Source organism: Modestobacter sp. VKM Ac-2985 (assembly GCF_026967925.1).
Taxonomy (GTDB): domain Bacteria; phylum Actinomycetota; class Actinomycetes; order Mycobacteriales; family Geodermatophilaceae; genus Modestobacter.
In genome coordinates this window covers 1,162,435-1,185,063 of sequence record NZ_JAPVBI010000003.1, presented here as the reverse complement: position 1 = coordinate 1,185,063, position 22,629 = coordinate 1,162,435, and the positions used below count along the sequence as shown (strand labels likewise).

The 22,629-nt window shown below is 75.7% G+C and carries 21 protein-coding genes; 10 read left to right on the top strand and 11 right to left on the bottom strand.

The genetic code is table 11. From position 1 onward, the window contains the following. Positions 1–429 precede the first annotated feature (429 nt). Together O2V61_RS21540 and O2V61_RS21535 are read right to left on the bottom strand one after the other, a co-directional pair. Positions 430–1,053, bottom strand: coding sequence for a CAP domain-containing protein (locus tag O2V61_RS21540; protein ID WP_269185315.1), 624 nt, complete (start codon positions 1,051–1,053; stop codon positions 430–432). A gap of 173 nt (positions 1,054–1,226) precedes the next feature. Next, entirely contained in the window at positions 1,227–1,766 is a 540-nt protein-coding gene (locus O2V61_RS21535) for a DinB family protein (RefSeq protein WP_269185314.1), read from the bottom strand. A gap of 92 nt (positions 1,767–1,858) precedes the next feature. Between O2V61_RS21535 and O2V61_RS21530 the strand changes: the two genes are divergently transcribed. Continuing rightward, positions 1,859–2,821: a helix-turn-helix transcriptional regulator gene (locus O2V61_RS21530; protein ID WP_269185313.1), complete on the top strand. Its 963-nt coding sequence runs from the start codon at positions 1,859–1,861 to the stop codon at positions 2,819–2,821. Positions 2,822–2,895: 74 nt separating this feature from the next. On the opposite strand, the gene O2V61_RS21525 is transcribed toward O2V61_RS21530, so the two are convergent. Together O2V61_RS21525 and O2V61_RS21520 are read right to left on the bottom strand one after the other, a co-directional pair. Next, complete coding sequence (locus O2V61_RS21525; RefSeq protein WP_269185312.1) at positions 2,896–3,912, bottom strand: DUF1648 domain-containing protein; 1,017 nt, start codon at positions 3,910–3,912, stop codon at positions 2,896–2,898. Further along, positions 3,909–4,262, bottom strand: a complete 354-nt coding sequence (locus O2V61_RS21520; protein WP_269185311.1) for a GntR family transcriptional regulator — start codon at positions 4,260–4,262, stop codon at positions 3,909–3,911. Before O2V61_RS21520 ends, O2V61_RS21525 begins: the two co-directional genes overlap by 4 nt. Before the next feature lie 89 nt (positions 4,263–4,351). Here O2V61_RS21520 and O2V61_RS21515 point away from each other — a divergent pair, with 89 nt between their 5' ends. From O2V61_RS21515 to O2V61_RS21505, 3 genes are all read left to right on the top strand, one after another. Further along, positions 4,352–5,155, top strand: coding sequence for an SDR family oxidoreductase (locus tag O2V61_RS21515; protein WP_269185310.1), 804 nt, complete (start codon positions 4,352–4,354; stop codon positions 5,153–5,155). A 186-nt stretch (positions 5,156–5,341) separates the two neighbouring features. Next, entirely contained in the window at positions 5,342–6,154 is an 813-nt protein-coding gene (locus tag O2V61_RS21510; protein ID WP_269185309.1) for a hypothetical protein, read from the top strand. Positions 6,155–6,187: 33 nt separating this feature from the next. Next, positions 6,188–6,817, top strand: a complete 630-nt coding sequence (locus O2V61_RS21505) for a LysE family translocator (RefSeq protein WP_269185308.1) — start codon at positions 6,188–6,190, stop codon at positions 6,815–6,817. Between the two features lie 77 nt (positions 6,818–6,894). Here the strand turns inward: O2V61_RS21505 and O2V61_RS21500 are convergent, their stop codons facing one another. Beyond that, positions 6,895–7,848, bottom strand: coding sequence for a GGDEF domain-containing protein (locus tag O2V61_RS21500; protein ID WP_269185307.1), 954 nt, complete (start codon positions 7,846–7,848; stop codon positions 6,895–6,897). Positions 7,849–7,999: 151 nt separating this feature from the next. Between O2V61_RS21500 and O2V61_RS21495 the strand changes: the two genes are divergently transcribed. Both O2V61_RS21495 and O2V61_RS21490 read left to right on the top strand, forming a co-directional pair. Beyond that, on the top strand, positions 8,000–8,716 hold the full coding sequence (locus O2V61_RS21495) for a mycothiol-dependent nitroreductase Rv2466c family protein (protein WP_269185306.1): 717 nt from the start codon (positions 8,000–8,002) through the stop codon (positions 8,714–8,716). A 148-nt stretch (positions 8,717–8,864) separates the two neighbouring features. Continuing rightward, a complete protein-coding gene (locus tag O2V61_RS21490; RefSeq protein ID WP_269185305.1) occupies positions 8,865–10,325 on the top strand; it encodes a benzaldehyde dehydrogenase in 1,461 nt (486 codons plus the stop codon). A gap of 72 nt (positions 10,326–10,397) precedes the next feature. Here O2V61_RS21490 and O2V61_RS21485 read toward each other — a convergent pair whose 3' ends face one another. Continuing rightward, entirely contained in the window at positions 10,398–11,801 is a 1,404-nt protein-coding gene (locus O2V61_RS21485; RefSeq protein WP_269185304.1) for an NAD(P)/FAD-dependent oxidoreductase, read from the bottom strand. 108 nt (positions 11,802–11,909) lie between these two features. Here O2V61_RS21485 and O2V61_RS21480 point away from each other — a divergent pair, with 108 nt between their 5' ends. Then, on the top strand, positions 11,910–12,590 hold the full coding sequence (locus O2V61_RS21480; RefSeq protein ID WP_269185303.1) for an alpha/beta fold hydrolase: 681 nt from the start codon (positions 11,910–11,912) through the stop codon (positions 12,588–12,590). Between the two features lie 22 nt (positions 12,591–12,612). Here the strand turns inward: O2V61_RS21480 and O2V61_RS21475 are convergent, their stop codons facing one another. The 3 genes from O2V61_RS21475 to O2V61_RS21465 all read right to left on the bottom strand — a co-directional run bounded on the left by O2V61_RS21475 (position 12,613) and on the right by O2V61_RS21465 (position 16,742). Next, entirely contained in the window at positions 12,613–13,062 is a 450-nt protein-coding gene (locus tag O2V61_RS21475) for a hypothetical protein (protein ID WP_269185302.1), read from the bottom strand. Between the two features lie 163 nt (positions 13,063–13,225). Further along, positions 13,226–14,962, bottom strand: a complete 1,737-nt coding sequence (locus O2V61_RS21470; RefSeq protein ID WP_269185301.1) for a DEAD/DEAH box helicase — start codon at positions 14,960–14,962, stop codon at positions 13,226–13,228. Positions 14,963–15,221: 259 nt separating this feature from the next. After that, positions 15,222–16,742: an aldehyde dehydrogenase family protein gene (locus tag O2V61_RS21465; protein WP_269185300.1), complete on the bottom strand. Its 1,521-nt coding sequence runs from the start codon at positions 16,740–16,742 to the stop codon at positions 15,222–15,224. Positions 16,743–16,990: 248 nt separating this feature from the next. Between O2V61_RS21465 and O2V61_RS21460 the strand changes: the two genes are divergently transcribed. Both O2V61_RS21460 and O2V61_RS21455 read left to right on the top strand, forming a co-directional pair. Next, complete coding sequence (locus O2V61_RS21460; protein ID WP_269185299.1) at positions 16,991–17,293, top strand: GlsB/YeaQ/YmgE family stress response membrane protein; 303 nt, start codon at positions 16,991–16,993, stop codon at positions 17,291–17,293. 104 nt (positions 17,294–17,397) lie between these two features. Continuing rightward, positions 17,398–20,364, top strand: a complete 2,967-nt coding sequence (locus tag O2V61_RS21455; protein ID WP_269185298.1) for a sacsin N-terminal ATP-binding-like domain-containing protein — start codon at positions 17,398–17,400, stop codon at positions 20,362–20,364. 61 nt (positions 20,365–20,425) lie between these two features. Here O2V61_RS21455 and O2V61_RS21450 read toward each other — a convergent pair whose 3' ends face one another. Then, positions 20,426–20,806, bottom strand: a complete 381-nt coding sequence (locus tag O2V61_RS21450) for a hypothetical protein (RefSeq protein ID WP_269185297.1) — start codon at positions 20,804–20,806, stop codon at positions 20,426–20,428. Positions 20,807–21,028: 222 nt separating this feature from the next. Next, a complete protein-coding gene (locus O2V61_RS21445; RefSeq protein ID WP_269185296.1) occupies positions 21,029–21,367 on the bottom strand; it encodes a hypothetical protein in 339 nt (112 codons plus the stop codon). A 122-nt stretch (positions 21,368–21,489) separates the two neighbouring features. Between O2V61_RS21445 and O2V61_RS21440 the strand changes: the two genes are divergently transcribed. After that, entirely contained in the window at positions 21,490–22,611 is a 1,122-nt protein-coding gene (locus tag O2V61_RS21440; RefSeq protein WP_269185295.1) for a 5-methyltetrahydropteroyltriglutamate--homocysteine S-methyltransferase, read from the top strand. The last annotated feature ends 18 nt before the right edge of the window (positions 22,612–22,629 follow it).

Below are 22,629 nucleotides of genomic sequence, written 5' to 3'. Positions count from 1 at the left end.
GCGCGGGAGCCGGCCGGCTGTCGGTCGAGCCGCCGGCGGCTGAGGCGCCGCCTGCTCGGCCAGCAGCCGGCGCCGGGGTCCGACCGGTGACGGTCCTGGTCCGGCGGGTCATCGTGCGCTCCTGCGTCTCGTGCTCGGCACGATCACGTCCCTTCCGTTCGCGGCCGGTGCGGTGCCCGGCGCGGCGCCGACCGGTACCCGACCGGCAGCACGGCGGGCCCGACAGGGGACACGATCCCAGCAGCGACGCGGGTCCGGCCTGCCCGGGGGCTCGGCTGTGCACGGCACCGGGCCGGTGACCGGCCCACCGTCGCCGGGCGCGGGCGTCGAGCGGACGGCCCTGGGCGGGCGGCGGCGGGGGGTCGGGTCATCGACGGTGCGGTACCCGAACCGGGAGCCTGGTCAATCCCGGCGCGGGCAGCGGCGGTCTCAGCAGGTCGGGCCGTCGTCGTCCGGGCGGGTGATCGGCTCGGCCGGAGGGGTGGTGGTGGCGACCGCCGGCCGCTCCGAACCCGCCGTCCGGCCGAACTCCTGGGTCGCCCACACCGAGCCGTCGGGGGCGCAGAAGACGCCCACCCCGAGCCGGTCCCAGCCGGGGTTGAGGATGTTGGCCCGGTGGCCGGCCGACCGCATCCAGCCGGCGTGGATCGTCCCGGCCGGCACCGGGCCCGTAGCGGTGAAGATGTTCTCGCCGACCGCGCGGAACCCGGAGAGCTCGTCGCCCTGCAACACCGCCTGGATGTCCTGGTGCTGGAACTCGCCGGTGTCGGCCATCTCCGCGCTCCAGTCGCGGCCGACCGCGGCCAGTGCGTCGTTCCAGGCCACCGGTTCCAGCCCGCGGGCCTCCCGCTCGGCGTTCACCCGGTCGAACACCGCCCGGGCGATCTGCTCCTCGGCCGACGCCTCCGGGCCCCCGGCCGGCGCCGACTGCGGTGCCGGGGCGGAGGCGACCAGGGGGCCGGACGCGGACGAGGAGGAGGCGACGGTGCAGCCGGTGGTGCCGGGCAGCACGGTCAGGACGACGGCGACGAGCGCGCCGCGGATGCGGGTCACCGGGCAGCTCTACCCGTCCGCGAGCCCGGTCAGCCGCCGCGGGCCTCCATCGGCGCCGTTCCGTGACCGGCTGGACCGGGCCCGAACGCACCGCGCGGCCGTTCGGCACGTCGGTGTGCAGCTCCCCGTCCGCCGGCCCGCCCCGCGGATCGACCGGCTGGGCCGGCCCGGTGTCAGCCCATCGACCTCTGGCCGTCGATGGTCTCGCGCAGGACGTCGGCGTGGCCGGCGTGCTGCGCGGTCTCGGCGATCACGTGCAGCACCACCCGGCGGGCGGACCACCGGGCGCCCGGGGTGAACCACGGCGCCGGCGGCAGGTCGTGCGCGACGTCCAGGCTCGGCAGGGTCCGGACGAGCTCGTCGGTGCGCTGCGCCACCGTGGTCTGGTCGGCGAGCAGGCCGGCCAGCGTCTCGTCCGGGCGCATCACGAACTCCTCGGCCCACTCCTCCGCCGACGACTCGTCGAACGCCGGGAAGGCGGTCGGGCCGGTCACGATGAAGTCCGCCCAAGTCCGCTCGGTGGCGGTGACGTGCTTGAGCAGGCCGCCCAGGGTGAGCTCGCTGGCGGTGGGCCTCAGCCGGGCCTGCTCGTCGGTCAGGCCGCGCACCGTGTGGGCCAGGAACCAGCGGTGCTTGGCGAGCGACTCGAGGAGGTCGGCCCGCTCGCCGGTGACGGCGTGGGTGGTCGGGTCGGTGGTCTGGCTGGTGGTCATGGGGTGTGCCCTTCGTCGACGGGATCTCTCACCGACGATGCTGTCGGCAATCGGCGACAGATCCTGTCCGCGATGGATGGCAGTCTCAGCGCATGGTCGACCCCACCTCCCGAGCACTGCGCCTGCTCTCGCTCATGCAGGGCCGCCGCGACTGGGCCGGCGCCGACCTGGCCGGCCGGTTGGGCGTCTCGCTGCGCACGCTGCGCCGGGACGTGGACCGGCTGCGCGAGCTCGGCTACCCGGTGCAGGCCCGTCCCGGGGTCGACGGCGGCTACCGGCTGGCGGCTGGTGCGGCTCTGCCGCCGCTGGTGCTCGACGACGACGAGGCGGTGGCGCTCACCGTGGGGCTGCAGGCCGCGGCGGCCGGGGCGGACGCCGGGATGGCCGAGCCCTCGGTGCGGGCGCTGACCAAGGTCGTACCGGTGCTGCCCGCCCGGCTGCGCCGCCGGGTGGAGGCGCTGCAGGCGATGACCGTGCCCGCCCCGCCCTGGTCCGACGGCGGCCCAGCGGTCGACCCGAGCCTGCTGGTGGCGGCCGCGCAGGCCTGCCGGGACACCGAGCGGCTGGAGTTCACCTACACGGCCGCTGGGGGGCGACCGGCGGAGCGGCTGGTGGAGCCGCACCGGCTCGTGCCTCTGGGCCGCCGCTGGTACCTCGTCGCCTACGACCCGTCCCGGGGTGACTGGCGCACCTTCCGGCTGGACCGGATGGCCGGGCTGCGGGGCACCGGGGCCCGGTTCGCCGCGCGGCCGCTGCCGGCCGAGGACGCCGCCACGTTCGTCCGCGCCGGCATGGACCGGTTCCGTACGCCGACCCTCGTGGAGGCGGTGGTCGAGGCCCCGGCGGCGGTGGTCCGCGACCGGGTCGGCCGGTGGGTGCGGGTCACCGACGAGGGTCCGGACCGCTGCCGGCTGCACCTGGAGACCGACGACCTGGACTGGCCGGCCCTGGTGCTGGGGGCCGTCCGTGCGGAGTTCACCGTGGTCGCACCGGACGAGCTGCGGGTGCGGCTCGCGGAGTGGTCGCAGCGCTTCGCCCGCGCCGTCGCCGGCTGACCCGGGTCACCGGACGGCGCCAGCCGGGTCCGCAGCAGCTCCCACCAGCTGGGCACGGTGCCCGGCCGGTCGGGTCAGCTGTGTTGCCGGGTGGCGAGCGTGTTGAGCAGCGCTGCGCCCTGACCGGCGCCGGGCACGGTGACGACGAAGCGCCGCCCGTCGCCCTGGACCACCTCGAGCGCCGGACCCCCGCGCAGCACCACGCCACGGCGCCCGTCCCGGCCCACCCGGTAGCCCCAGCCGCCGAACTCCCGCATCGGCCGGACGTCGACGACGGTGGCCTCGGCGACGTCGGTGAGCGGCACCTGCCAGGAGGGCCGCCCCAGCGGGGAGCGGACCGTCAGCCCCCGTTCGTCCACCCACACCCGGACGGAACCGAACAGCAGGCCGACGCCGAGCATCACCGCCGGGGCCAGCAGCAGCGGGGCGGGGGCGGTGCCGACGAGCACCAGCCCGCCGAGCACCAGCCCGCCGACGCCGAGCGCGGCGAGGGCGGGCGATCCCATGGTCGCCCGGCGGGACCAGACGGCCCGCTCACCCTCGGCGACGGGCAGCCGGGGCGCGGTCTCCGGCGGGGCGCTGGACGCGCGGGCGGCGCCGCGCGGCGGGGCGGGCAGCAGCCGGGCGGCGGCCACCCCGCCGAGGACGGCGAGCAGGCCGGCGACGAGCGCGGCCAGCGTGGGGGAGGGGGCCGCCGCGGGGTCGGCCAGGCCGCGCTGCCCGGCGATGCTGCCCACGGCGAGCCCGACGCAGAAGACGGAGATCCCGGTCGCCGAGCCGGCGACCAGCCGGCGCTCCTGGGCGGCGAAGCGCCGGGCGCGCAGCACCAGGCCGGTGACCAGCGAGCCGAGCACGGGGACCACGCCGGTGAGGAGCACCGTGCGCAGCGGGTCGGCGAAGCCGTCGGCGTCGCCACCGGGGCCCCAGTGGACGGCGACCGGCGTGGGGAGCTCCGGCCGCCAGGCGGCCACCAGGGCCGCCCCGGCGGCCCAGACGGCCAGCGGCAGCGCCACGGCCGCGACCTCACGGGCTCGGCGGAACGGGCTCCGTCCCGTGGGGGTGTTCCTGTCCTCGTTCACGTCGTCGCTCATGTCATTGCCTCTCTGACCATCTCGGTGACCTCGGTGGCGCTGAGCCCGAGGCGCCGCGCCTCGTCGACCAGGGCGTGCACCGCCTGGCGCAGCGCGGCGACCGCCGGCGCGGCGTCCGGGCGCACCTGGGCCCCGCGGCCGCGGCGCAGCTCGACCAGGCCCTCGGCCCGCAGCTCCTGGTAGCCCCGCAGCACGGTGTGCAGGTTGACCCCGAGCGCGGCCGCCAGGTCACGGGCGCCGGGGAGGCGCTCACCCGGGGCGATCTCGCCCACGGCGATGCCCCGCCGCACGGCCGCGGAGATCTGCGCGTGCAGCGGTGCAGGGGAGTCGGGGTCGATGCGCACGAGCACGACAGCAATCTAACTGTTCTATGCGGACTAGAACAAGTTTCCGGTGCGTCCGGTGCGTCCGGAGCGCCGGGAGCGGGTAGCGCCCGCCCATGGGCCAGCAGTCGCGCGTCGCCGTCGTCACCGGGTCGGAGTCGGGCATGGGCCGGGCGATCGCCGTGGCCCTGGCCGAGTCCGGCTGCGACGTCGGCGTCACCTGGTACCGCGACCGCGCCATGGGGGAGGAGACCGTCGAGCTGGTCCGCGGGGTTGGCCGGCGTGCCGAGCTGCGGCACCTGGACCTCACCCGGCTGCCCGGTGCCGCCGCCGTCATCGACGACCTGGCGGACGCGCTCGGCGGCCTCGACGTGCTGGTCAACGACGCCGGCACCGGGCACATGTCGACCGTCCTGGACACCGACTGGGAGACCTGGCGCACCGTGCTCGCCACCGACCTCGACGGCGCCTTCCTCTGCCTGCAGCGCGCCGCCCGCCGGATGGTCGACGCCGGCAGGGGCGGCCGGATCATCAGCATCATCAGCGTGCACGAGCACCTGCCCCGGGTGGGCAACGCCGCCTACAGCGCGGCCAAGGGCGGGCTCGGACTGCTGACCAAGGTCGCCGCGCTCGAGCTGGGCGAGCACGGCATCACCGTCAACGCGGTCGCCCCCGGGGAGATCGCCACGGCGATGACCGGGCAGGAGGACGAGGACCCGACCGCGCCGGGCAAGCGCCGGCCGGGCATCCCGGTGCCCCGCCCCGGCGATGCCCGCGAGGTCGCCGCCGTGGTGGCGTTCCTCGCCTCCGACGCCGCCGGCTACGTCACCGGCGCCTCCTGGGCCGTGGACGGCGGCATGATGCAGATGGGCCCGCAGGCCGGCTCCGACCTGACGTCGGACGACTGGCGCCGCCCCTGACCGCACGAGGGAGGTGCCGAGCTGGACGTCGACGGCCTGCACCCCATCGCCGAGGAGCTCTACGCCGTCGCGCCCGAGGAGTTCGTCGTCGCCCGCACCGCGGCCCGGGACCGGGCTCGGGCCGCCGGGGACAAGGCGCTGGCGAAGGCGGTCGCCGCGCTGCCCAAGCCGACGACGGCGGCCTGGGTGTGCAACCTGCTGGCCCGCCGCCGGCCCGGGGAGGTCGACCAGCTGCTCGAGCTCGGCGACCTGCTCCGGCAGGCGCAGGCCGACCTCTCCGCCGACCAGCTGCGCGCGCTGGGCCGGCAGCGCAACCAGGTGGTCGCCGCGCTGGCCCGCGAGGCGCGCGGGGTGGCGCACCGGGAGGGGCGCGACGTCAGCAGCGCCGTCGCCGAGCAGGTGGAGAGCACGCTGCGGGCCGCGATCGCCGACCGCGAGGCCGGGGCGGCGCTGCAGGCCGGCCGGCTGACCACGGCGCTGTCCTACAGCGGCCTCGGGCCGGTCGACCTGAGCGGCGCGGTGGTGCTCCCGCTCACCTCCGGTCCGGCCGCGGCCGAGAGGGACCCAGCGGGAGCCGAGGCGGATGCGGGCGCCGACGCGGCGGATCAGCGCCGGGAGGAGCAGCGCCGCCGGGAGGCCGAGGAACGCCGGGAGGCCGAGGAACGCCGGGAGGCAGAGGAGCAACGCCGCCGGGAGCTGGCCCAGGCCCGGCAGGACGCCGAGGACGCCGCCCAGGTGGCTCGGGACGCCGCTGCGACAGCCGACTCGGCCGAACAGCAGCTGTCCGGGGCGGTCAGCCGGTGTGACGACCTGCAGGTGCAGGCCGCCCGGCTGGCCGAGGAGCTCCGCCGGGTCGAGCGGAAGGCGGCGGATGCCGCCGGTGCGGTCCAGCAGGCCGAACGGCGGCGGGATGCCGCCGTCCGCCGGTCGCGCACCGCTGCCGCGATCAGCGACCGTGCTGCCGAGCGGGCCCGGGGGCTGGCGGACGGGAGACCCTGAGCGCGGGGGGCGGTCGCTGCCTAGGGTGGCCGGGTGCCGGTCCAGCTCGTGCCCTTCCTGCTCGTGGTCACGCTGCTGACCCTCACGCCAGGTCCGGACATGGCCCTCGTCCTGCGCAATGGCGTGCGCGGCGGCGTCCCGGCGGCCTGGTGGACCGGCCTCGGGTGCTGCACGGGGATCGCGGTACACGCCACCGCCGCGGTGATCGGCCTGTCGGCGGTCCTCGCCGCGTCGGCCACCGCATTCACCGTGGTCAAGCTGGCCGGGGCGGTCTACCTGGTCTACCTGGGCCTGGCCGCGCTGTGGCACACCCGGCGGAGGGAGCCCGGCACGCCGCAGCCGACGCCGGCGACGGCGGCGGCAACGCGGGGCACGGCCTTCCGGCAGGGCCTGGTGACCAACCTGCTCAACCCGAAGGTCGCCCTGCTCTTCCTCACCCTGATCCCGCAGTTCGTCTCTCCCGGGGAGCCGGTGCCGGCCACCACCGCCGTGCTGGCGGCCGTGGTCCTGGGCCTGGCCGTGCTCTGGTGGCGACTGTTCTCCCTGGCCGTCGCGCCGCTCGGCCGCGTGCTGTCCCGGGGCCGGGTGCGCATCGCGTTCGAGCGGGTCACCGGCACGGTCCTGGTGGCACTCGGCGTGCGCGTGGCACTCGCCGATCGCTGAGGAGCACCTGTCGACGGTCCTTCGCCGCGACGGTCCGGCCGCTGGGGCGGCACCCCTCGGCGTTGGTCGGCTCGGGGTCAGCCGCCGCCGTCGGGGCGGGCCGTCGTCCGGCGGAGCCGTTTGCCGGCGTACAGCTCGGCGTCGGCCCGGTGCAGCAGGGTGGCCAGGGAGTCGCCGGCGCGGGCGGTCGCCGTCCCCACCGACCAGCCGATCGGGCCGCCGTCCAGGCGCTGGAGGAGCTCCTGGGCGCCGGCGGCGTCGGTGGCGGGCAGGCACAGCACGAACTCGTCGCCGCCGTACCGGCCGAGCAGGTCCGCGGTGCGCAGCCGCGCCTGCCAGTGGTCGGCCACCTGCTGCAGCAACCGGTCGCCGGCGCCGTGCCCGTCTCGGTCGTTGACCGCCTTGAAGTCGTCGAGGTCCAGGACGGCGACGGTCAGCGGTTCGTCGCTGCGGAGCGCCCGCGCCAGGCTCCGGCCGGCCTCGGCCTCCCAGGACCGGCGGTTGGCCAGGCCGGTGAGCGGATCGGTGGCCGCATCGGTGCGCAGGGCGCTGTTGAGCCGCGCGTGGGCCTCGGTGAGGAGCAGGGCGCTGACCGCGGTGATCACCCACGGGAGCGCCGCGGCCGGCGGCAGGCTGAGGGCAGCGCCGACGCTCGCCGTCCCGACCGCCAGCGCGGCGTGGGCCCGGGCCGTGCGCAGGGAGCAGAAGTGCGCCGCGTAGAGCCCGATGGCGATCAGGACCGGGCCCAGCCCGATGACGCCGACCGCGGTGACCGACCGGGCCGCGAGGACGGCGACCAGCAGGGACACGACGACCAGGGCAGCGTGCCCACCGGTCACCGACAGCCGGTTGCCGCGCACGAGGACGGCGACGGCACCACCGATCCCGACCGCGGCCAGCACCCCGTTGAGGGCCACCGGGGTCTCGGCGTGCATCGGCCACAGCGCGCCGGCCAGGCAGAACAGCCCGCCCGCGCCGTACAGCAGCGCCAGCAGGCCCACCCGGGCCGGGACCGCTCGGTCCGCCCTCACCTCGTCCACCTGCCGTTCTCCATGTCACCGCGTGCATCGGCGGCTCGCGGCGCAGCCTGCACCACCGGGCAGCGGGGCCGACCCGTCCGGGTGACCCGGGGCCGGGCGCCGTCCCCGGGTGGCGGCGCAGCACCGGGGCTACGGTCGGGTGATGGCCGATCTGCGCTTCTACTTCGACCCGGTGTGTCCCTTCGCCTGGATGACCAGCAAGTGGGTCCGGATGGTCAGCGCCCAGCGCGACCACCGGGTCGAGTGGCGGTTCATCTCGCTGCGGTTGCTCAACGCCCACGTCGACTACGCAGCCCAGTTCCCGCCGGAGTACGAGGCCGGGCACACGGCCGGGCTGCGGCTGCTGCGCGTGGCGGCCAGGGTCCGGGCCGAGCACGGCCCGGACGTGGTGGGCGACCTGTACGAGGTCCTGGGCCGGCAGGTCTTCGAGACCGCTCCCGCCGAGGGCGAGGACCCGGGGCGGCGGGGCACCCGGGAGTTCCTCGCCCCGGTGCTCGCCGAGCTCGGCCTGCCGGCCGAGCTGGCCACCGCACTGGACGACGAGTCCTGGGACGTGGAGCTGCGCGCCGAGACCGACGAGGCGCTCGCGCTGACCGGCAAGGACGTCGGCACCCCGATCCTGCACTTCCAGCCGCCGGAGGGGGTGGCCTTCTTCGGCCCGGTGATCAGCCGGCTGCCCTCGGAGGAGGAGGCCGTCGCGCTGTGGGACCACGTGGTCGGCCTGGCGAGCTTCCCCGGCTTCGCCGAGCTCAAGCGGAGCCTGCGGGAGCGGCCCCAGCTGCCCTCCTTCGGTGTGCCCGCCGACGCCGCCGGCCAGCAGGAGGACTGGCACGGGGGCAGTCGCCGGCAGCACCGCTGAGCCGAGGCGGGGGAACGACCGCCGGGGCGTGCGACGCTGACCGGGATGCTCCCCAGCTCCTGACTTCCGCCGGACGGAAGCAGGGGTGACGCCGGAGCGTGCAGATGGCACAACCGGCATGACGACTCATCGACGAGACGAGGACCACATGGCACTGCTCGAGGACGGCGCGTGGCGCGGCAAGATCTGGACCGGTTCCTGGACCGACGGCAGCGGGGGCACGTACACCGCGGTCGAGCCGGCCACCGGTGCCGAGCTCGGTGAGGTCGGCAAGGCCACCCCCGCCGACGTGGAGAAGGCCGGTGCCCGCGCCGCCCAAGCCCAGCGGGAGTGGGCGGCGCTGCCGTTCGAGCAGCGCGCCGCGGTGCTCCGCCGGGCGGGGGACCTGCTGACCGAGCACGCCGCGGAGATCAAGGAGTGGCTGGCCCGGGAGTCCGGCGCCATCCAGCCCTTCGGCGACTTCCAGGTGCACATCAGCGCCCAGGAGTGCTACGAGGCCTCCGCGCTGCCCAGCCACCCCTACGGTGAGCTGTTGCGCAGCGGCTCGCCCCGGCTGTCCTTCGCCCGGCGGGTGCCGGCCGGCGTGGTGGGGGTGATCGCGCCGTTCAACGTGCCGACCATCCTGGCGATCCGGGCGATCGCCCCGGCGCTGGCGCTGGGCAACGCGGTCGTCCTCAAGCCCGACCCGCGCACCGCCGTCTGCGGTGGCGCGGTGTTCGCCCGGGTGTTCGAGGAGGCCGGCGTGCCGGCCGGGGTGTTCCAGGTGCTGCCGGGCGGCGCCGACGTCGGGCAGGCGCTGGTCACCGACCCCGCCGTCCGGGTCATCGCCTTCACCGGCTCCACCAAGGCCGGCCGCTCGGTCGGCGCGCTCGCCGGTCAGCACCTCAAGCGGGCGCACCTGGAGCTGGGCGGCAACTCCGCGCTCATCGTGATGGGCGACGTCGACGTGACCGCCGCCGCCTCGGTCGGCGCGTGGGGCACCTTCGCCCACCAGGGGCAGATCTGCATGGCGACCAGCCGGCACCTCGTGCACGAGTCGATCGCCGAGGAGTACACCGCCATCCTGACCAGCAAGGTCGAGAACCTGCCGGTCGGGGACACCTGGCGCGACCAGGTGGCGCTCGGCCCGATCATCGACGCGGGTCAGCGCGACCGGGTGCACGGCCTGGTCACCGCCAGCATCGACAGCGGGGCAACGGTCCGCACCGGCGGCACCTACGAGGGCCTGTTCTACCGGCCGACCGTGCTCGGCGACGTGCCGGTCGACTCCCCGGCCTACCAGGAGGAGATCTTCGGCCCGGTCGCACCGGTGACGCCGTTCTCCTCGCTGGACGAGGTGGCGGCGATGGCGGCCGGCACCGAGTACGGACTGAGCCTGGGCATCCTGACCCGCGACGTCTACGCCGGCCTGCAGCTGGCCGAGCGGATCCCGTCCGGGCTGGTGCACATCAACGACCAGACGGTGAACGACGAGGCGGTCGCACCGTTCGGCGGGGTGGGCGCCTCGGGCACCGGCTCCCGGCACGGTGGCCCGCAGGCCAACATCGAGGCGTTCACCGAGACCCAGTGGGTCACCGTGCGCGGCGACCTGCCGGCCTACCCGTTCTGACCCGCTCCGCACGAGGAAGGCCCCGGTCCCGCTACAGCGGGGCCGGGGCCTTCCTCGTGGTGCCGGAGCGGATCAGGCGGAGTCGCGCCCGGTCACGTCGACCGGCTCCCCGAGGTGCCGCTGGCCACCGGTCTTCGAGACCTCGAAGTCGGCACCGAGCTCCTCCAGGGCCAGCCGGCCGTACACCTGCTGCTGGGTGGCCGTGCGCTGCGAGCGGCCGCGGCCGAGGAAGCTGACCGCCCAGTGGATCGCCGTGGTGAAGCGGTTCTTGAAGCCCACCTGGTACATGATGTGCACGCCCAGCCACAGCACCCACGCGAAGAACCCGCCGAACTGGAACTTCCAGGTGTCGGCGACCGCGTGGAACCGCGAGATGGTGGCCATGCTGCCCTTGTCGAAGTACGTGAACTCCGGGGCGGTGGGCCGGCCCGCGACCCGGGCCTTGACGGCGTCGGCGGCGAACTTGCCGCCCTGGATCGCGACCTGGGCGACGCCGGGGAGCCGCTTCAGCGAGATCATGTCGCCGACCACGTGCACCTCGGGGTGACCCGGCAGCGTCAGGTCGTCCTGCACCGAGATCCGGCCGGCGCGGTCGACCGCGGCACCGGACTGCTCGCCCAGCATCTTGCCCAGCGGGCTGGCCTGCACGCCCGCCGCCCAGATCTTGGTGGCGGCGTGGATGCGGCGCTCGTGCCCGTCGCCGTCCTTGACCACGATGCCGTCGGCGTCGACGTCGGTGACCATCGCGCCCAGCTGGACCTCGACGCCGATCTCGTTGAGCTGCCGGTGCGCCTTCTGGCCGAGCTTGTCGACGAACGGCGGCAGCACCTTCGGCGCGGCGTCGAGCAGGATCACCCGGGCGCTGGTCGGGTCGATCCGCCGGAAGTCCTTGCGCAGCGTGCGGCGGGCCAGCTCGGCGATCTGCCCGGCCATCTCCACCCCGGTCGGGCCGGCGCCGACGACGACGAAGGTCAGCAGCCGGTCGATCTCGCCCGGGTCGGTGGCCAGCTCGGCGAGCTCGAAGGCGCCGAAGATGCGGCCACGCAGCTCCAGGGCGTCGTCGATGCTCTTCATGCCCGGGGCGAACTCGGCGAACTGGTCGTTGCCGAAGTAGGACTGCCCGGCGCCGGCGGCCACGATCAGCTCGTCGTAGGAGTGCACCGTGGTGCGGCCGAGGACGGTGGAGGTGACGGTGCGGGCGGTCAGGTCGATGTGGGTGACCTCACCGAGCACCACCCGGGCGTTGTCCTGGTCGCGCAGGATCTCCCGGGTGGCCGGGGCGATCTCGCCCTCGGAGAGGATGCCGGTCGCCACCTGGTAGAGCAGCGGCTGGAAGAGGTGATGGCTCGTCTTCGCCACGAGCGTGATGTCGACCGGGGCCTTCTTCAGGCCCTGGGCGGCGAAGAGACCGCCGAACCCGGACCCGACGATGACGACCCGGGGGCGCCGTCCGGTGGACTCGGTCGCGGTGGTCACACTGGCTCCTGATGTCGTCATGATGACTCATCCTCCCACTACTGCTCTGGAACGTTCGGGCGCCCTCCGCCGCGGGGCACCGTCGTCCCGGACACAGTCGGCATCCAGGTGAGCAGCCTGGAGGCGAACGGTGTTCCCGTCGCGGTGTGCGTTCCCGGTCTCGGTCTCGACGAACGGTCCTGGGCGCGGGTCCGGCGGCGGGCCCGGGTCGTCGTGGTGCGGCTCCCGGGCATGGGCACCCAGGGCCCCGTCGGCCCCCTGGAGGACCTGACCGACCAGCTGCTGGCGGCGCTCGGACCGGGCCGGTGCGTGCTCGTGGCGCACTCGCAGAGCTGCCAGGTGGCGGTCGCAGCCGCGGAGCGGGACGCCCGGGTGGTCGGTGTGGTGCTGCTCGGCCCGGCCACGGACCCGGCGACCCGGCGGATGCGGGTGCTGGCCGGCCGGTGGGTGCGCACCGCGATCCGCGAGCAGTGGTGGCAGGTGCCGGTGGTCGTCGCCCAGTGGCTGCGGACCGGGCCCCGGGACATGGTCGCCCTCTGGCGGCGGACCGTGCACGACCGCATCGACGAGCGGTTGCGCCGGGTGGTGGTGCCGGTGCTCGTCGTCCGCGGTCAGCACGACGCCCTGTGTCCGACGGACTGGGCGGCGCACCTGGCTGCCGCGGCCCCCCGTGGTCGGCTGGTCGAGCTGCCCGGGGCTGCCCACATGACCCCGCAGACCCGCCCGGACGACGTCGCCGGCCTGCTCACCGGCCTGATCGCCGAGGTGACCGAAGAGCAGGCCGGCTGATCGCCCGCAGCGACCCCCGCGCCTACCTGCGGCGGCGGGAGCGGGTGGTGCGACGGCCGGTGAGGGCCTCGGTGAGCAGGCCGAGCCCGATGCCGAACATCCAGACGTCCTTGGCGATCGCCAGCCCGTCCTGGGTGGGGGCCACGCTGCGGCCCGGCTTGGTCATCCCCGGGGTGCGCAGGTAGAGCCCCAGCAGCCCGCCGGAGAAGCCGGTGAGCGCGGCGCCGGCGACCGCGGCGGGCACGAACGGGGTCAGCAGCAGGGTGCCGATGGTGATCTCGGCCGTGGACAGCCCCCGCGCGAAGGTGGTCGCCGGGACCTTCTTCAGCACGGGGTAGGCGCCGGAGGCGAAGCCGTGCAGGCCGGCCGCGGTGCCCTCGTCGGCGCCGCGCTTGCCGAGGCCGGAGTTCAGGATGAACGCACCGGTGACGATGCGCGGGGCGATCTCGCTGGGGGTGATGGGCAGGCGCATGGCGACCTCTACTCGTTCTCTGCTCGTTCCGGGATGCTGCAGTGCTCAACATCATGATCCGGGTCGTGAGCCGCGCCCGCGACCGGGGCCGGGCACGAGAACGGGCTGGGGGCGGCCTCAGCGGTGCTGAGACCGCCCCCAGCCCGGGGTGATCAGCTGGAGGTCAGCGCCCGGTGCGTCCGCGGCCGCGGCCGGCACCGGTGGGGGCCTGACCGGCCCGGGCGGCGAGCTCGGCGCGGGTGCGCGCCGGGCCGGCCGAGCGGGTCTGCCCGCCGCGGCCACCGCCGGAGGACGACGCAGGGGCCGCGCCGCCACCGCCACCGCCACCGGAGCGACGACGGCGACCGCCGTTGCCGCCCCCGCCGGTGCCCTGCGGCTGCGGAGCCGCCACCGGGGCCGGCTCGACGTACGGCGCGGCCGGGCCGGTCAGCGCGGTGATCTCCCGGGCGCCGGGCTTGATCGCGGACACGTCGGGGGTGATCCCGGCCTGCCGGGCCAGGGTGCGGACCTCGCCGGCCTGGTCGGGCGTGGCGATGGTGACCACGATGCCGCCGGCACCGGCCCGGGCGGTCCGGCCCGAGCGGTGCAGGTAGGCCTTGTGCTCGGCCGGCGGGTCGACGTGCACGACGATCGCCACGTCGTCGACGTGGATGCCGCGGGCGGCGATGTCGGTCGCGCACAGCACCCGGGTCTCACCGTTGCTGAAGGCCTCGAGGTTGCGCTCGCGGGCGTTCTGGCTGAGGTTGCCGTGCAGGTCCACGGCGGGGACGCCGGCGGCGGTCAGCTGCTTGGCGAGCTTCTTGGCCTGGTGCTTGGTGCGGGTGAACATCACCGTCCGGCCGAGCCCGGAGGCGAGCTCCTGGACGATCTGGCCCTTGTCGGCGGCGTCGACCCGGAACACGTGGTGGGTCATCGTCGAGACCGGCGCCACGGCCGGGTCGACCGAGTGCGTGGTGGGGCTGGACAGGTAGCGCTTGATCAGCACGTCGACGCCGTTGTCCAGGGTGGCGGAGAAGAGCAGCCGCTGACCGACCTTGGGGGTGCGGTCCAGCAGGCGCTTGACGCCGGGCAGGAAGCCCAGGTCGGCCATGTGGTCGGCCTCGTCCAGGATGGTGATCTCCACCGCGCCGAGGTCGGCGTGGCGCTGGTTGATCAGGTCCTCCAGCCGACCCGGGCAGGCGATCAGCACGTCGACGCCGGCGGCGAGCGCCTGCACCTGCGGGTTCTGCCCGACACCACCGAAGACGACGGTGGTCTTCATGCCCAGCGCGCGGGCCAGCGGGTCGACGACGGCGGCGACCTGGTTGGCCAGCTCGCGGGTCGGCACCAGGATCAGCGAGCGCGGGCGCTTGGGCTGGCGCTTGGTGGTGGAGCCGGCCAGCCGGGCGACCAACGGGATGCTGAAGGCCAGCGTCTTGCCCGAGCCGGTGCGCCCGCGGCCGAGCACGTCCCGGCCGGCGAGGGTGTCCGGCAGCGTGGCGACCTGGATCGGGAACGGCGCGGTGATGCCGCTGGCGGTGAGCACCTCGACCAGGGGCGCGGGCACGCCCAGCTCGGCGAAGGTGGTGTCGGTGGGCAGCACGGTGGCGACGTCGCCGGCGGGCACGACCGGGGCGACGGGCACGGCCTCGGCTGCCCGGGTCTCCCGGTCCTGCGAGGTGCGGGTGTCGGCCGGCTGGCCCTCCGGGCGGGGGCCGGCGCCGCGGCCGCGGCCACCACGACGGCGGCGGTTGCCCTCCGAGGTGCCCTCGGCCGACGGTGCGGCGGGGGCGTGACCGGCGGAGGTGTGGCCGGCGGGGGTGTGGCCGCCGGGCGCCGAGGGGGTCGCGGACGGGCGGGTGGCGCGACGGCGCGGGCGGTCAGCGCTGTCGTTCTGGGCAGGGGGGAAGGCGTTGGTCATCGGTGGGTCCTCAAGAGTCCGGTGGCCACCGTTCGTCCACCGGGCGCAGGGCACCATCGCTGGGCCGCTGAACGTCATCCGGGGCGGACGTCGGGTCGCCGGCGCGCCTCGGTGGCGCAGCCTCGCGCCGACGTCGAGTCCACCTGCTCTCGGATGAGCGGGGGGCGGCGCCGGTGCCGCTCACTCTGCCAGACGTGGCCGGTCACCGGGCGCAGCCGGGGGAGGGACTGGTCACATCGGGGTGGCCGCTGCCCGCTGCTCAGCGGTGGCGGCCGTGCACCAGCCGCATCACCCGGGCGAGCGCGCCGGCCGCGCCGGCCGGACGGCCGAAGCTCATCATCTCCACCGGCAGGCCGACCCGTTGCCGGGTGATCGCCTTGGCCCGGGTGAACTCGCGCAGCCCGTCCTCGCCGTGGATCCGGCCGAAGCCGCTCTCGCCCACCCCGCCGAAGGGCAGCGCCGGCACCGCGGCGAAGGTGAGGACCGAGTTGATCGACGTCATCCCGCTGCGCATGCGGCGGGCCAGGCTCATCGCCGTGTCCGCCGACCCGCTGAACACCGAACCGCCGAGCCCCATCGTGGAGTCGTTGGCCCGCCGCAGGCCCTCCTCGGCGTCGGGCACCTCGGTGATGGTCAGGGTGGGGCCGAACGTCTCCTCGCGGACGGCGGCGGAGCTCTCCGGCACGTCGAGCAGCACGGTGGGGGCGATGAACCCGCCCTCGACGGTGCCCCCGGTGATCGCGCGCCCACCGGCGGCCGTCGCGTCGTCCAGGTGCCGGCGGACGACGTCCGTCTGACTCGCCATGGTCATCGGGCCGTAGCTGGCGCCGTCGTCCGAGCCGGGGCGCAGCGTGGCCGTCCGCCGGGTGACCTCGGCGACGAACCGGTCGTGGACGGCGCTGGTGGCGTACACCCGCTCGATGCCGATGCAGGTCTGCCCGGCGTTGCTCATCGCGCCCCACACCGCGGCGTCGGCGGCGGCGCCCACGTCGGCGTCGTCGTCGACGATCATCGCGTCCTTGCCGCCGCACTCCATGAGCACGGGCGTGAGGGTCTCGGCGCAGGCCGCCATCACCTTCCGGCCGGTGCCGGCCGAGCCGGTGAAGGCCAGCTTGCCGACCCCGGCCCGGCAGAGCGCGGCACCGGTCTCGCCGGAGCCGGTCACCAGCTGCAGGACGTCGGCGACGTCGGGGACCGCCGCCCGCCAGGCCGCGACCAGCCAGGCGCCGATCGCTGGGGTGAACTCGCTGGGCTTGAAGACGACGGCGTTGCCGGCGGCCAGCGCGTAGGCGATCGAGCCCATCGGGGTGAAGACCGGGTAGTTCCACGGCCCGATCACGCCGACGACGCCCAGCGGCTGGTACTCCAGGTACGCCGCGTGGTTGGCCGCCAGCGCCCCGACCCTGACCCGGCGGGAGCCGAGGGTCTTCTCCGCGTGGCCGGCGGCCCAGGCCAGGTGGTCGACGGCGAGGCTGATCTCCAGGACCGCGTCGGCGTGCGGCTTGCCGTTCTCCCGGTGCACGAGGTCGGCGAGCTCGTGCACCCGCCGGGCGAGGTGGCCGCGGTAGGCCGCCAGCCGGAGCCGGCGTTCGGCGAAGCCGAGGGCGGCCCAGGACACCGCGGCGGCGTGCGCCCGGGCCACGGTCTCCCGGACGGCGTCAGCGTCGTGGACCGGGAACACCGCGACGACGGTGCCGGTGGCCGGGTCCGTCGACTCGAACGTGTCCAGGTCGCCGGCGGACGCGTCCGACACCTCGGGGACCTGCTCGCTGAGCGACATGTGACGCAGGTTACTGAGTCGGCGGGCCGATGTGCGGCAGCGGGTCAAGCGTGGTGGGGCACGTCACGATGCGTGAGGTGGGTCGCCGGCGGTGCAAGAAAACCGCTGGTCAAGCCATGATCGTGTGCCAACGAGTGGTCCACCATGGGCCTCATCGTCACTCAATGTGATGAACGTTGATCATCTCTGCGTTTGGGGACGATCCCAGCTGGGGACATGATCATCTGCTTCTGGAGACGCCAGGACGCATGACGGCCCGCCGTCGGAAGAAGGAGGCACTCGTGCTCTGGAACATCATCGTGCTCATCGTGGTCGGTCTGATCGCCGGGTTCATCGCCCGCGCCGTCGTCCCCGGCAAGCAGGACCTCGGCATCGGCCTGACGATCGTGCTCGGCATCGTCGGCTCGCTGGTCGGCAACCTGCTCGGCAGCCTGTTCACCGGCAACGGCTTCGAGCTCGGCACCGCCGGCATCATCGGCTCGATCATCGGCGCGATCGTCGTGCTCGGGATCTACGTCGCGGTCACGGGGCGCAAGCACATCTCCCGCTGACGGGAGCAGTACTCCCTGACACGTCGAGGGCCCGGCCTGCACAGGCCGGGCCCTCGGCGTCTGTCCGGGCGCCTCCCGCGGGCACCCTCCGGCATGCTGCCCCGGTGTCCACCGCCGCCGAACTCCGCCGCCGGGTGCTGGCCGCCTGGACCGACTCCCCGGCCCGGTTCCGGGAGGACGCCAACGCCGAGGAGGACCTGGTCCGGGGCGGGTACCGCGACCGCCTCCTCGTCGAGCTCGCCCAGAACGCCGCCGACGCGGCGAGCCGGGCCGGGGTGCCGGGGCACCTCCGGCTCGACCTGACCGACGGCGTCCTGCGGGCCGCCAACACCGGGGCGCCCCTGGACGACGACGGCGTCCAGGGGCTGGCGACCCTGCGCGCGTCGGCCAAGCGGGACACCGGCGACAGCGTCGGCCGCTTCGGGGTCGGCTTCGCGGCCGTGCTCGCGGTGACCGACGAGCCGGCCGTCCTCTCCGCCGGCCGCTCCGTGCGGTTCAGCGCCGCCGACACCCGGGCCGCGGTGGCCGCCGTGCCCGCACTCGGGGCCGAGCTGGCCCGTCGGGACGGCGCAGTCCCGGTGCTGCGGCTTCCGTTCGAGGTCGACGGCCGGCCCGCGGCCGGGTTCGCCACCGAGGTCGTGCTGCCCCTGCGGCCGGACGCCGCCGAGGCGGTGCGGGTGTCGGTGCAGTCACTGGAGGCAGAGCTGCTGCTGGCGCTGCCGGCGCTGAGCCGGATAGACGTGGTGCTCGACGGCCGGGTGCGCAGCCTCACCCGCTCCGCTCGCGGTCCGCAGGTCCGGCTGGGCGACGACGACAGGACGACGACCTGGCAGCTGCTGCAGTGCACCGGTGAACTCCCGTCGGCGCTCTTCACCGACCGCCCGGTCGAGGAACGCGAACGCCGCGGGTACGTCGTCACCTGGGCCGTGCCGGTCGACGACGACGGGGTCCCGGCCCCGTTGGCCGGCCGTCAGGTGCTGCACGCACCGACCCCCAGCGACGAGCCGCTGTCGCTGCCCGCCCGGCTCATCGCCCCCTTCCCGCTGGGTCCCGACCGCCGGCACGTCGCCCCCGGCCCGGTCGCCGACGCGCTGGTCGAGGTGGCCGCCGCGGGCTACGCCGACCTGCTCGCCGGGCTGCCCGCCGACCCGGTGCTGCTGCAGCTGGTGCCGGCCGTCGGGCTGGCGGCCGCCGAACTGGACGCCGCGCTGTGCCGGGCGGTGCTCGGCCGGCTCACCTCGGCCGCCTGGCTGCCGGCCGCCGACCCGGAGGAGCCGCCGCTGCGCCCGGACCGCGCCGTGGTCCTGGACGACCCGACCGACGAGCGCGTCGCCGCCCTGGTCGGTGTGCTCCCCGGTCTGCTGCCGGCGGGCTGGTCCCGACGCACGGATGCCCGGGCGCTGGCCGCCCTGGGTGTGCGCAGCGCCGGGTGGGCCGACGTGGTCGAGGCCGTGCGCGGGGTGCGGCGGCCGGGGGAGTGGTGGGCCCGGCTCTACGGCGCGCTGGACGGCGCCGACCGGGACGAGCTCGCCGCCCTGCCGGTGCCGCTGGCCGACGGCCGGACGGCGCAGACCCCGGCCGGCGTGCTGCTCGCCGACGAGTCGCTGCCTGCCGGGCGGCTGGCCCCGCTGGGGCTGCGGATCGCCGATCCGGCCGCGGTGGCCGGTCCGGCCCGGCGGGTGCTGGAGCGGCTGGGTGCGCGTCCGGCGACCGCGGCGGCGGTGCTCGCCGACCAGGACGTCCGCGCGGCGGTGGCGAGCTCGCTGGACCGGGCCGACGACGGCGAGGACGTCGAACCGCTGGCCGCCGCCGTCCTCGCGCTCGTCGCCGCGGCCGCACCCGCCCCCGGTGAGCTCCCGTGGCTGGCGGAGCTGGCCCTGCCCGACGACGACGGCGGTTGGGTGCCCGCCGGTGAGCTGGTGCGCCCCGGGTCACCGCTGGCGGACGTGCTCGCACCGGGGGCGCTCGGTGCGCTCGACCCGGAGTTCGCCCGGGGTCAGGACGTCGACGCGCTGCGCGCGGTGGGCGTGCTGGACACCTTCTCGCTGGTGACCGCCGAGGACCCCGACGAGCTGGACGTGGACCGGGTGGAGGAGTGGGTGGACGCCGTCCTGGACCGGCTGCCGGCCGACGCACCGCCACCGGAGTGGCCGCTGCTGACCGGCGTACGTGACCTCGAGCTGGTGCGGGACTGGGACCGGGCGCTGCCGCTCCTGGCGGCCCTGCCCCCGGCTGCCCGGGCCGACGTCGACCTCGGCGGCGGCACCGTCGTCCCGGGGTACCTGCGCTGGTGGCTGCGGACCTCGCCGGTCCTGAGCGGGGCGCTGCCGGCCCGGCTGCGGGCACCCGGCGCCGTCGAGTTACAGGGACTGTACGAACCGGTCGACGACCTCCCCGCCGCGGTGCTCGACCTGCTGGCCGTCCCGGCGACCGTGGCCGACGTGCTGGCCGACGTCGACGACGCGATCGACCTGCTGCACCGGCTCGGGGACCCGACCCGCACGGTCTCCCCAGCTGTCCTCCGCACGGTGTACGCCCGGCTCGCCGGGGCGCTGGACGGCGTCGACGTCGAGCCGCCGCGGCGGGTCCGGACGGCTCCAGACCAGGTCAGCGCGGAGGCGGTCGTGCTGGACGCGCCGTGGTTACAGCCACTGGTGTCATCGGCGGTGGTCCCCGCCGGCGGCCGGCCGGTCGCGGTCGCCGACCTGCTGGACGTGCCGCTGGCCAGCGAGCAGGTCGGCGCCCGGGTCACCAGTCGCCCGGCCCGGAACGTGGGCTGGGCCGAGGTGCCCGGTGCCGGGCTGGCCGCCGCCCGGCTGGGGCTGGCCGAGCTCGCCGGGTCGGTCGCCGTCCACCCGACGCTGACCGTGACCGGCGGGGTCGAGGTCGCCTGGTGGCCCGGTGGCGACGTCGACGCCGTGGACGGGACGCCGGCCGCCTTCGGCCGGGCGCTGGCCTGGCGGTCCGGCGCCTGGGAGTTGCGACAGGCGCTGGCCGAGGCGTTCGCCCACCCGCACCGCTCGGCCGAGTTCGCCGCCGAGGACGCCGTCGGACCCCCACCCGCCCCGTGAGCGGCCCTCCCTGCCGGCCCCGTCGCGAGCGTGCGAGCGGAGCGGGCAGGAGGGCCCTTCCTCAGTAGTAGCGCGGGATGGCCTGCGCGCCGGGTGCGTGCCCGTGCCGACTGTCCGGGCGCGGGCCGTGCCCGGTCGCCCGGCTCCCGGTGCGCGGCGCCCGATCGTGGGCCAGCCACGCCGCGTGCAGGGAGAGCCAGTGCGCAGCCGTGAGGTCCGCGGCACGCGAGGTCGGGGACAGGCCCTCGGCGTGCAACCAGCGCACCCCGGCGGTGCCGGGCAGCAGCCCGCGCAGCACCGCGCCGAGCGCGGCCTGTCGGCCGCTGCCGGGGCCGGTGAGGACCGCGTGCGTCAGCCGGTCGAAGCCGTCGTGGGCGTCGTCGGGGAGCCGGCCGCGGGCCGTGCCGGCCGGGCCGTCGAGGGCAGGGGTGGGTCGTGACATGGGGGCCTCCAGGAGGGGCAGCGGGCAGCCCGCGACATCGGCGCGGGCACGCCGGGAACGAGGGAGGAGCGGTCTCGGCCGGTCGTCGGACCGGCGGACGGCGGGGCTGCGCAGCAGCGCCCGCGGATCAGCTCAGGAGGTGTGCAGCCGCAGCCGCACGAAGGTGTCGCCCATGACGAGGACGGTAGGGACGGCGTCCGGGGCCGTCCACCCCTTTTCGGCTCAGGACGTCCCGCGGTCGTCCGCCGTCGAGGCCCCGGTCGCCCGGTCCTGGGCGGCGCGCGCCTTGGCGGCCTGCCGCGCCTGGTGGGCGGCGTAACGGGCGGCGTCCTTCTCCCGGCGGGGGGCGTTCTTCTCCCACTTGGCCTTGCGCCGCCGGGCGCGGACCACCTCGCGGGCCTCGAAGTCCGGGTGCTCGGACCAGGTGCTGGACAGCTGGACGACCACGACCGCGGCAGCGCCGAAGATCAGCACGACCGAGCCCAGGATCACGTCCGTGCCGAAGGCCAGCACGGTGAGGACGACCCAGGCGACCCCGGCGACGACGGTCCGCTTCGACATGCCGTCCAGTATCCGCCTGCCGGCTGGGCACCCGGCTGCGCACCGGCGTGGCCTCGGCCACCCCGTGCGGATCCGCGCCGTCCGGACAGGCCGACCCGCGGCCGGTCGAGCATGCTGGGCAGATGTCCGACCGTTCCGGTCCACCGTTCCGCGCCGACCACGTCGGCAGCCTGCTGCGCCCCCCGGCGCTGCTCGACGCCCGGGCGCGGTTCGCCGCCGGGGACATCGACGCCGCCGAGCTGCGCGGGGTCGAGGACGAGGCGATCGCCGACGTCGTCCGGATGCAGGCCGACGTGGGCCTGTCGACGGCCACGGACGGGGAGTTCCGGCGCGCGTCCTGGCACATGGACTTCATCTACGCGATCAACGGCATCACCAAGGTGGCCGAGAACATCGAGGTCCACTTCAAGAACGCCGACGGGACGATCGACTTCACCCCGGCGGGCCTGCGGGTCGAGGGGCCACTGTCCATCGACGAACCGGTCTTCGGCCCCGACCTGGCCTTCCTGCAGTCACAGGTGCAGCCCGGGCAGACGGCGAAGCTGACCATCCCCTCGCCCTCGATGGTCCACTACCGGGGCGGTGCCGCGGCGATCGACCCGGCCGTCTACCCGGACGAGGACACCTTCTGGGACGCCCTGTCGGCCGCGTATCGCCAGCAGGTGCAGGCGGTCGCCGCCCAGGGGTGCACCTACCTCCAGCTCGACGACACCAGCCTCGCCTACCTCAACGACCCGGCGCAGCGCGCGGAGCTCGCCGGGCAGGGGCGCGACGCCGAGCACCAGCACGAGCGGTACATCCGGCAGATCAACGCCGCCCTCGCCGGCCGGCCCGAGGGGCTCACGGTCACCACGCACATGTGCCGGGGCAACTTCCGGTCCTCCTGGGTCGCCGAGGGCGGGTACGACTTCGTCGCCGAGGCGCTGTTCGGGGGGCTGGAGGTCGACGGCTTCTTCCTGGAGTACGACGACGCACGCTCCGGTGGCTTCGAGCCGCTGCGATTCGTGCCGCCGGGCAAGCGCGTCGTCCTCGGGCTGGTCACCAGCAAGCGGCCGGAACTGGAGGAGAAGGACCACCTCAAGCGCCGGATCGAGGAGGCTGCCCAGCACGTGCCGCTGGAGCAGCTGGCGCTCTCGCCGCAGTGCGGCTTCTCCTCGACCGTGGAGGGCAACGCCCTGACCCGCGACGAGCAGATCGCCAAACTGGCCCTGGTGGTGGAGACCGCGCAGGAGGTCTGGGGCTGACACGCCGACCCCGTGGGA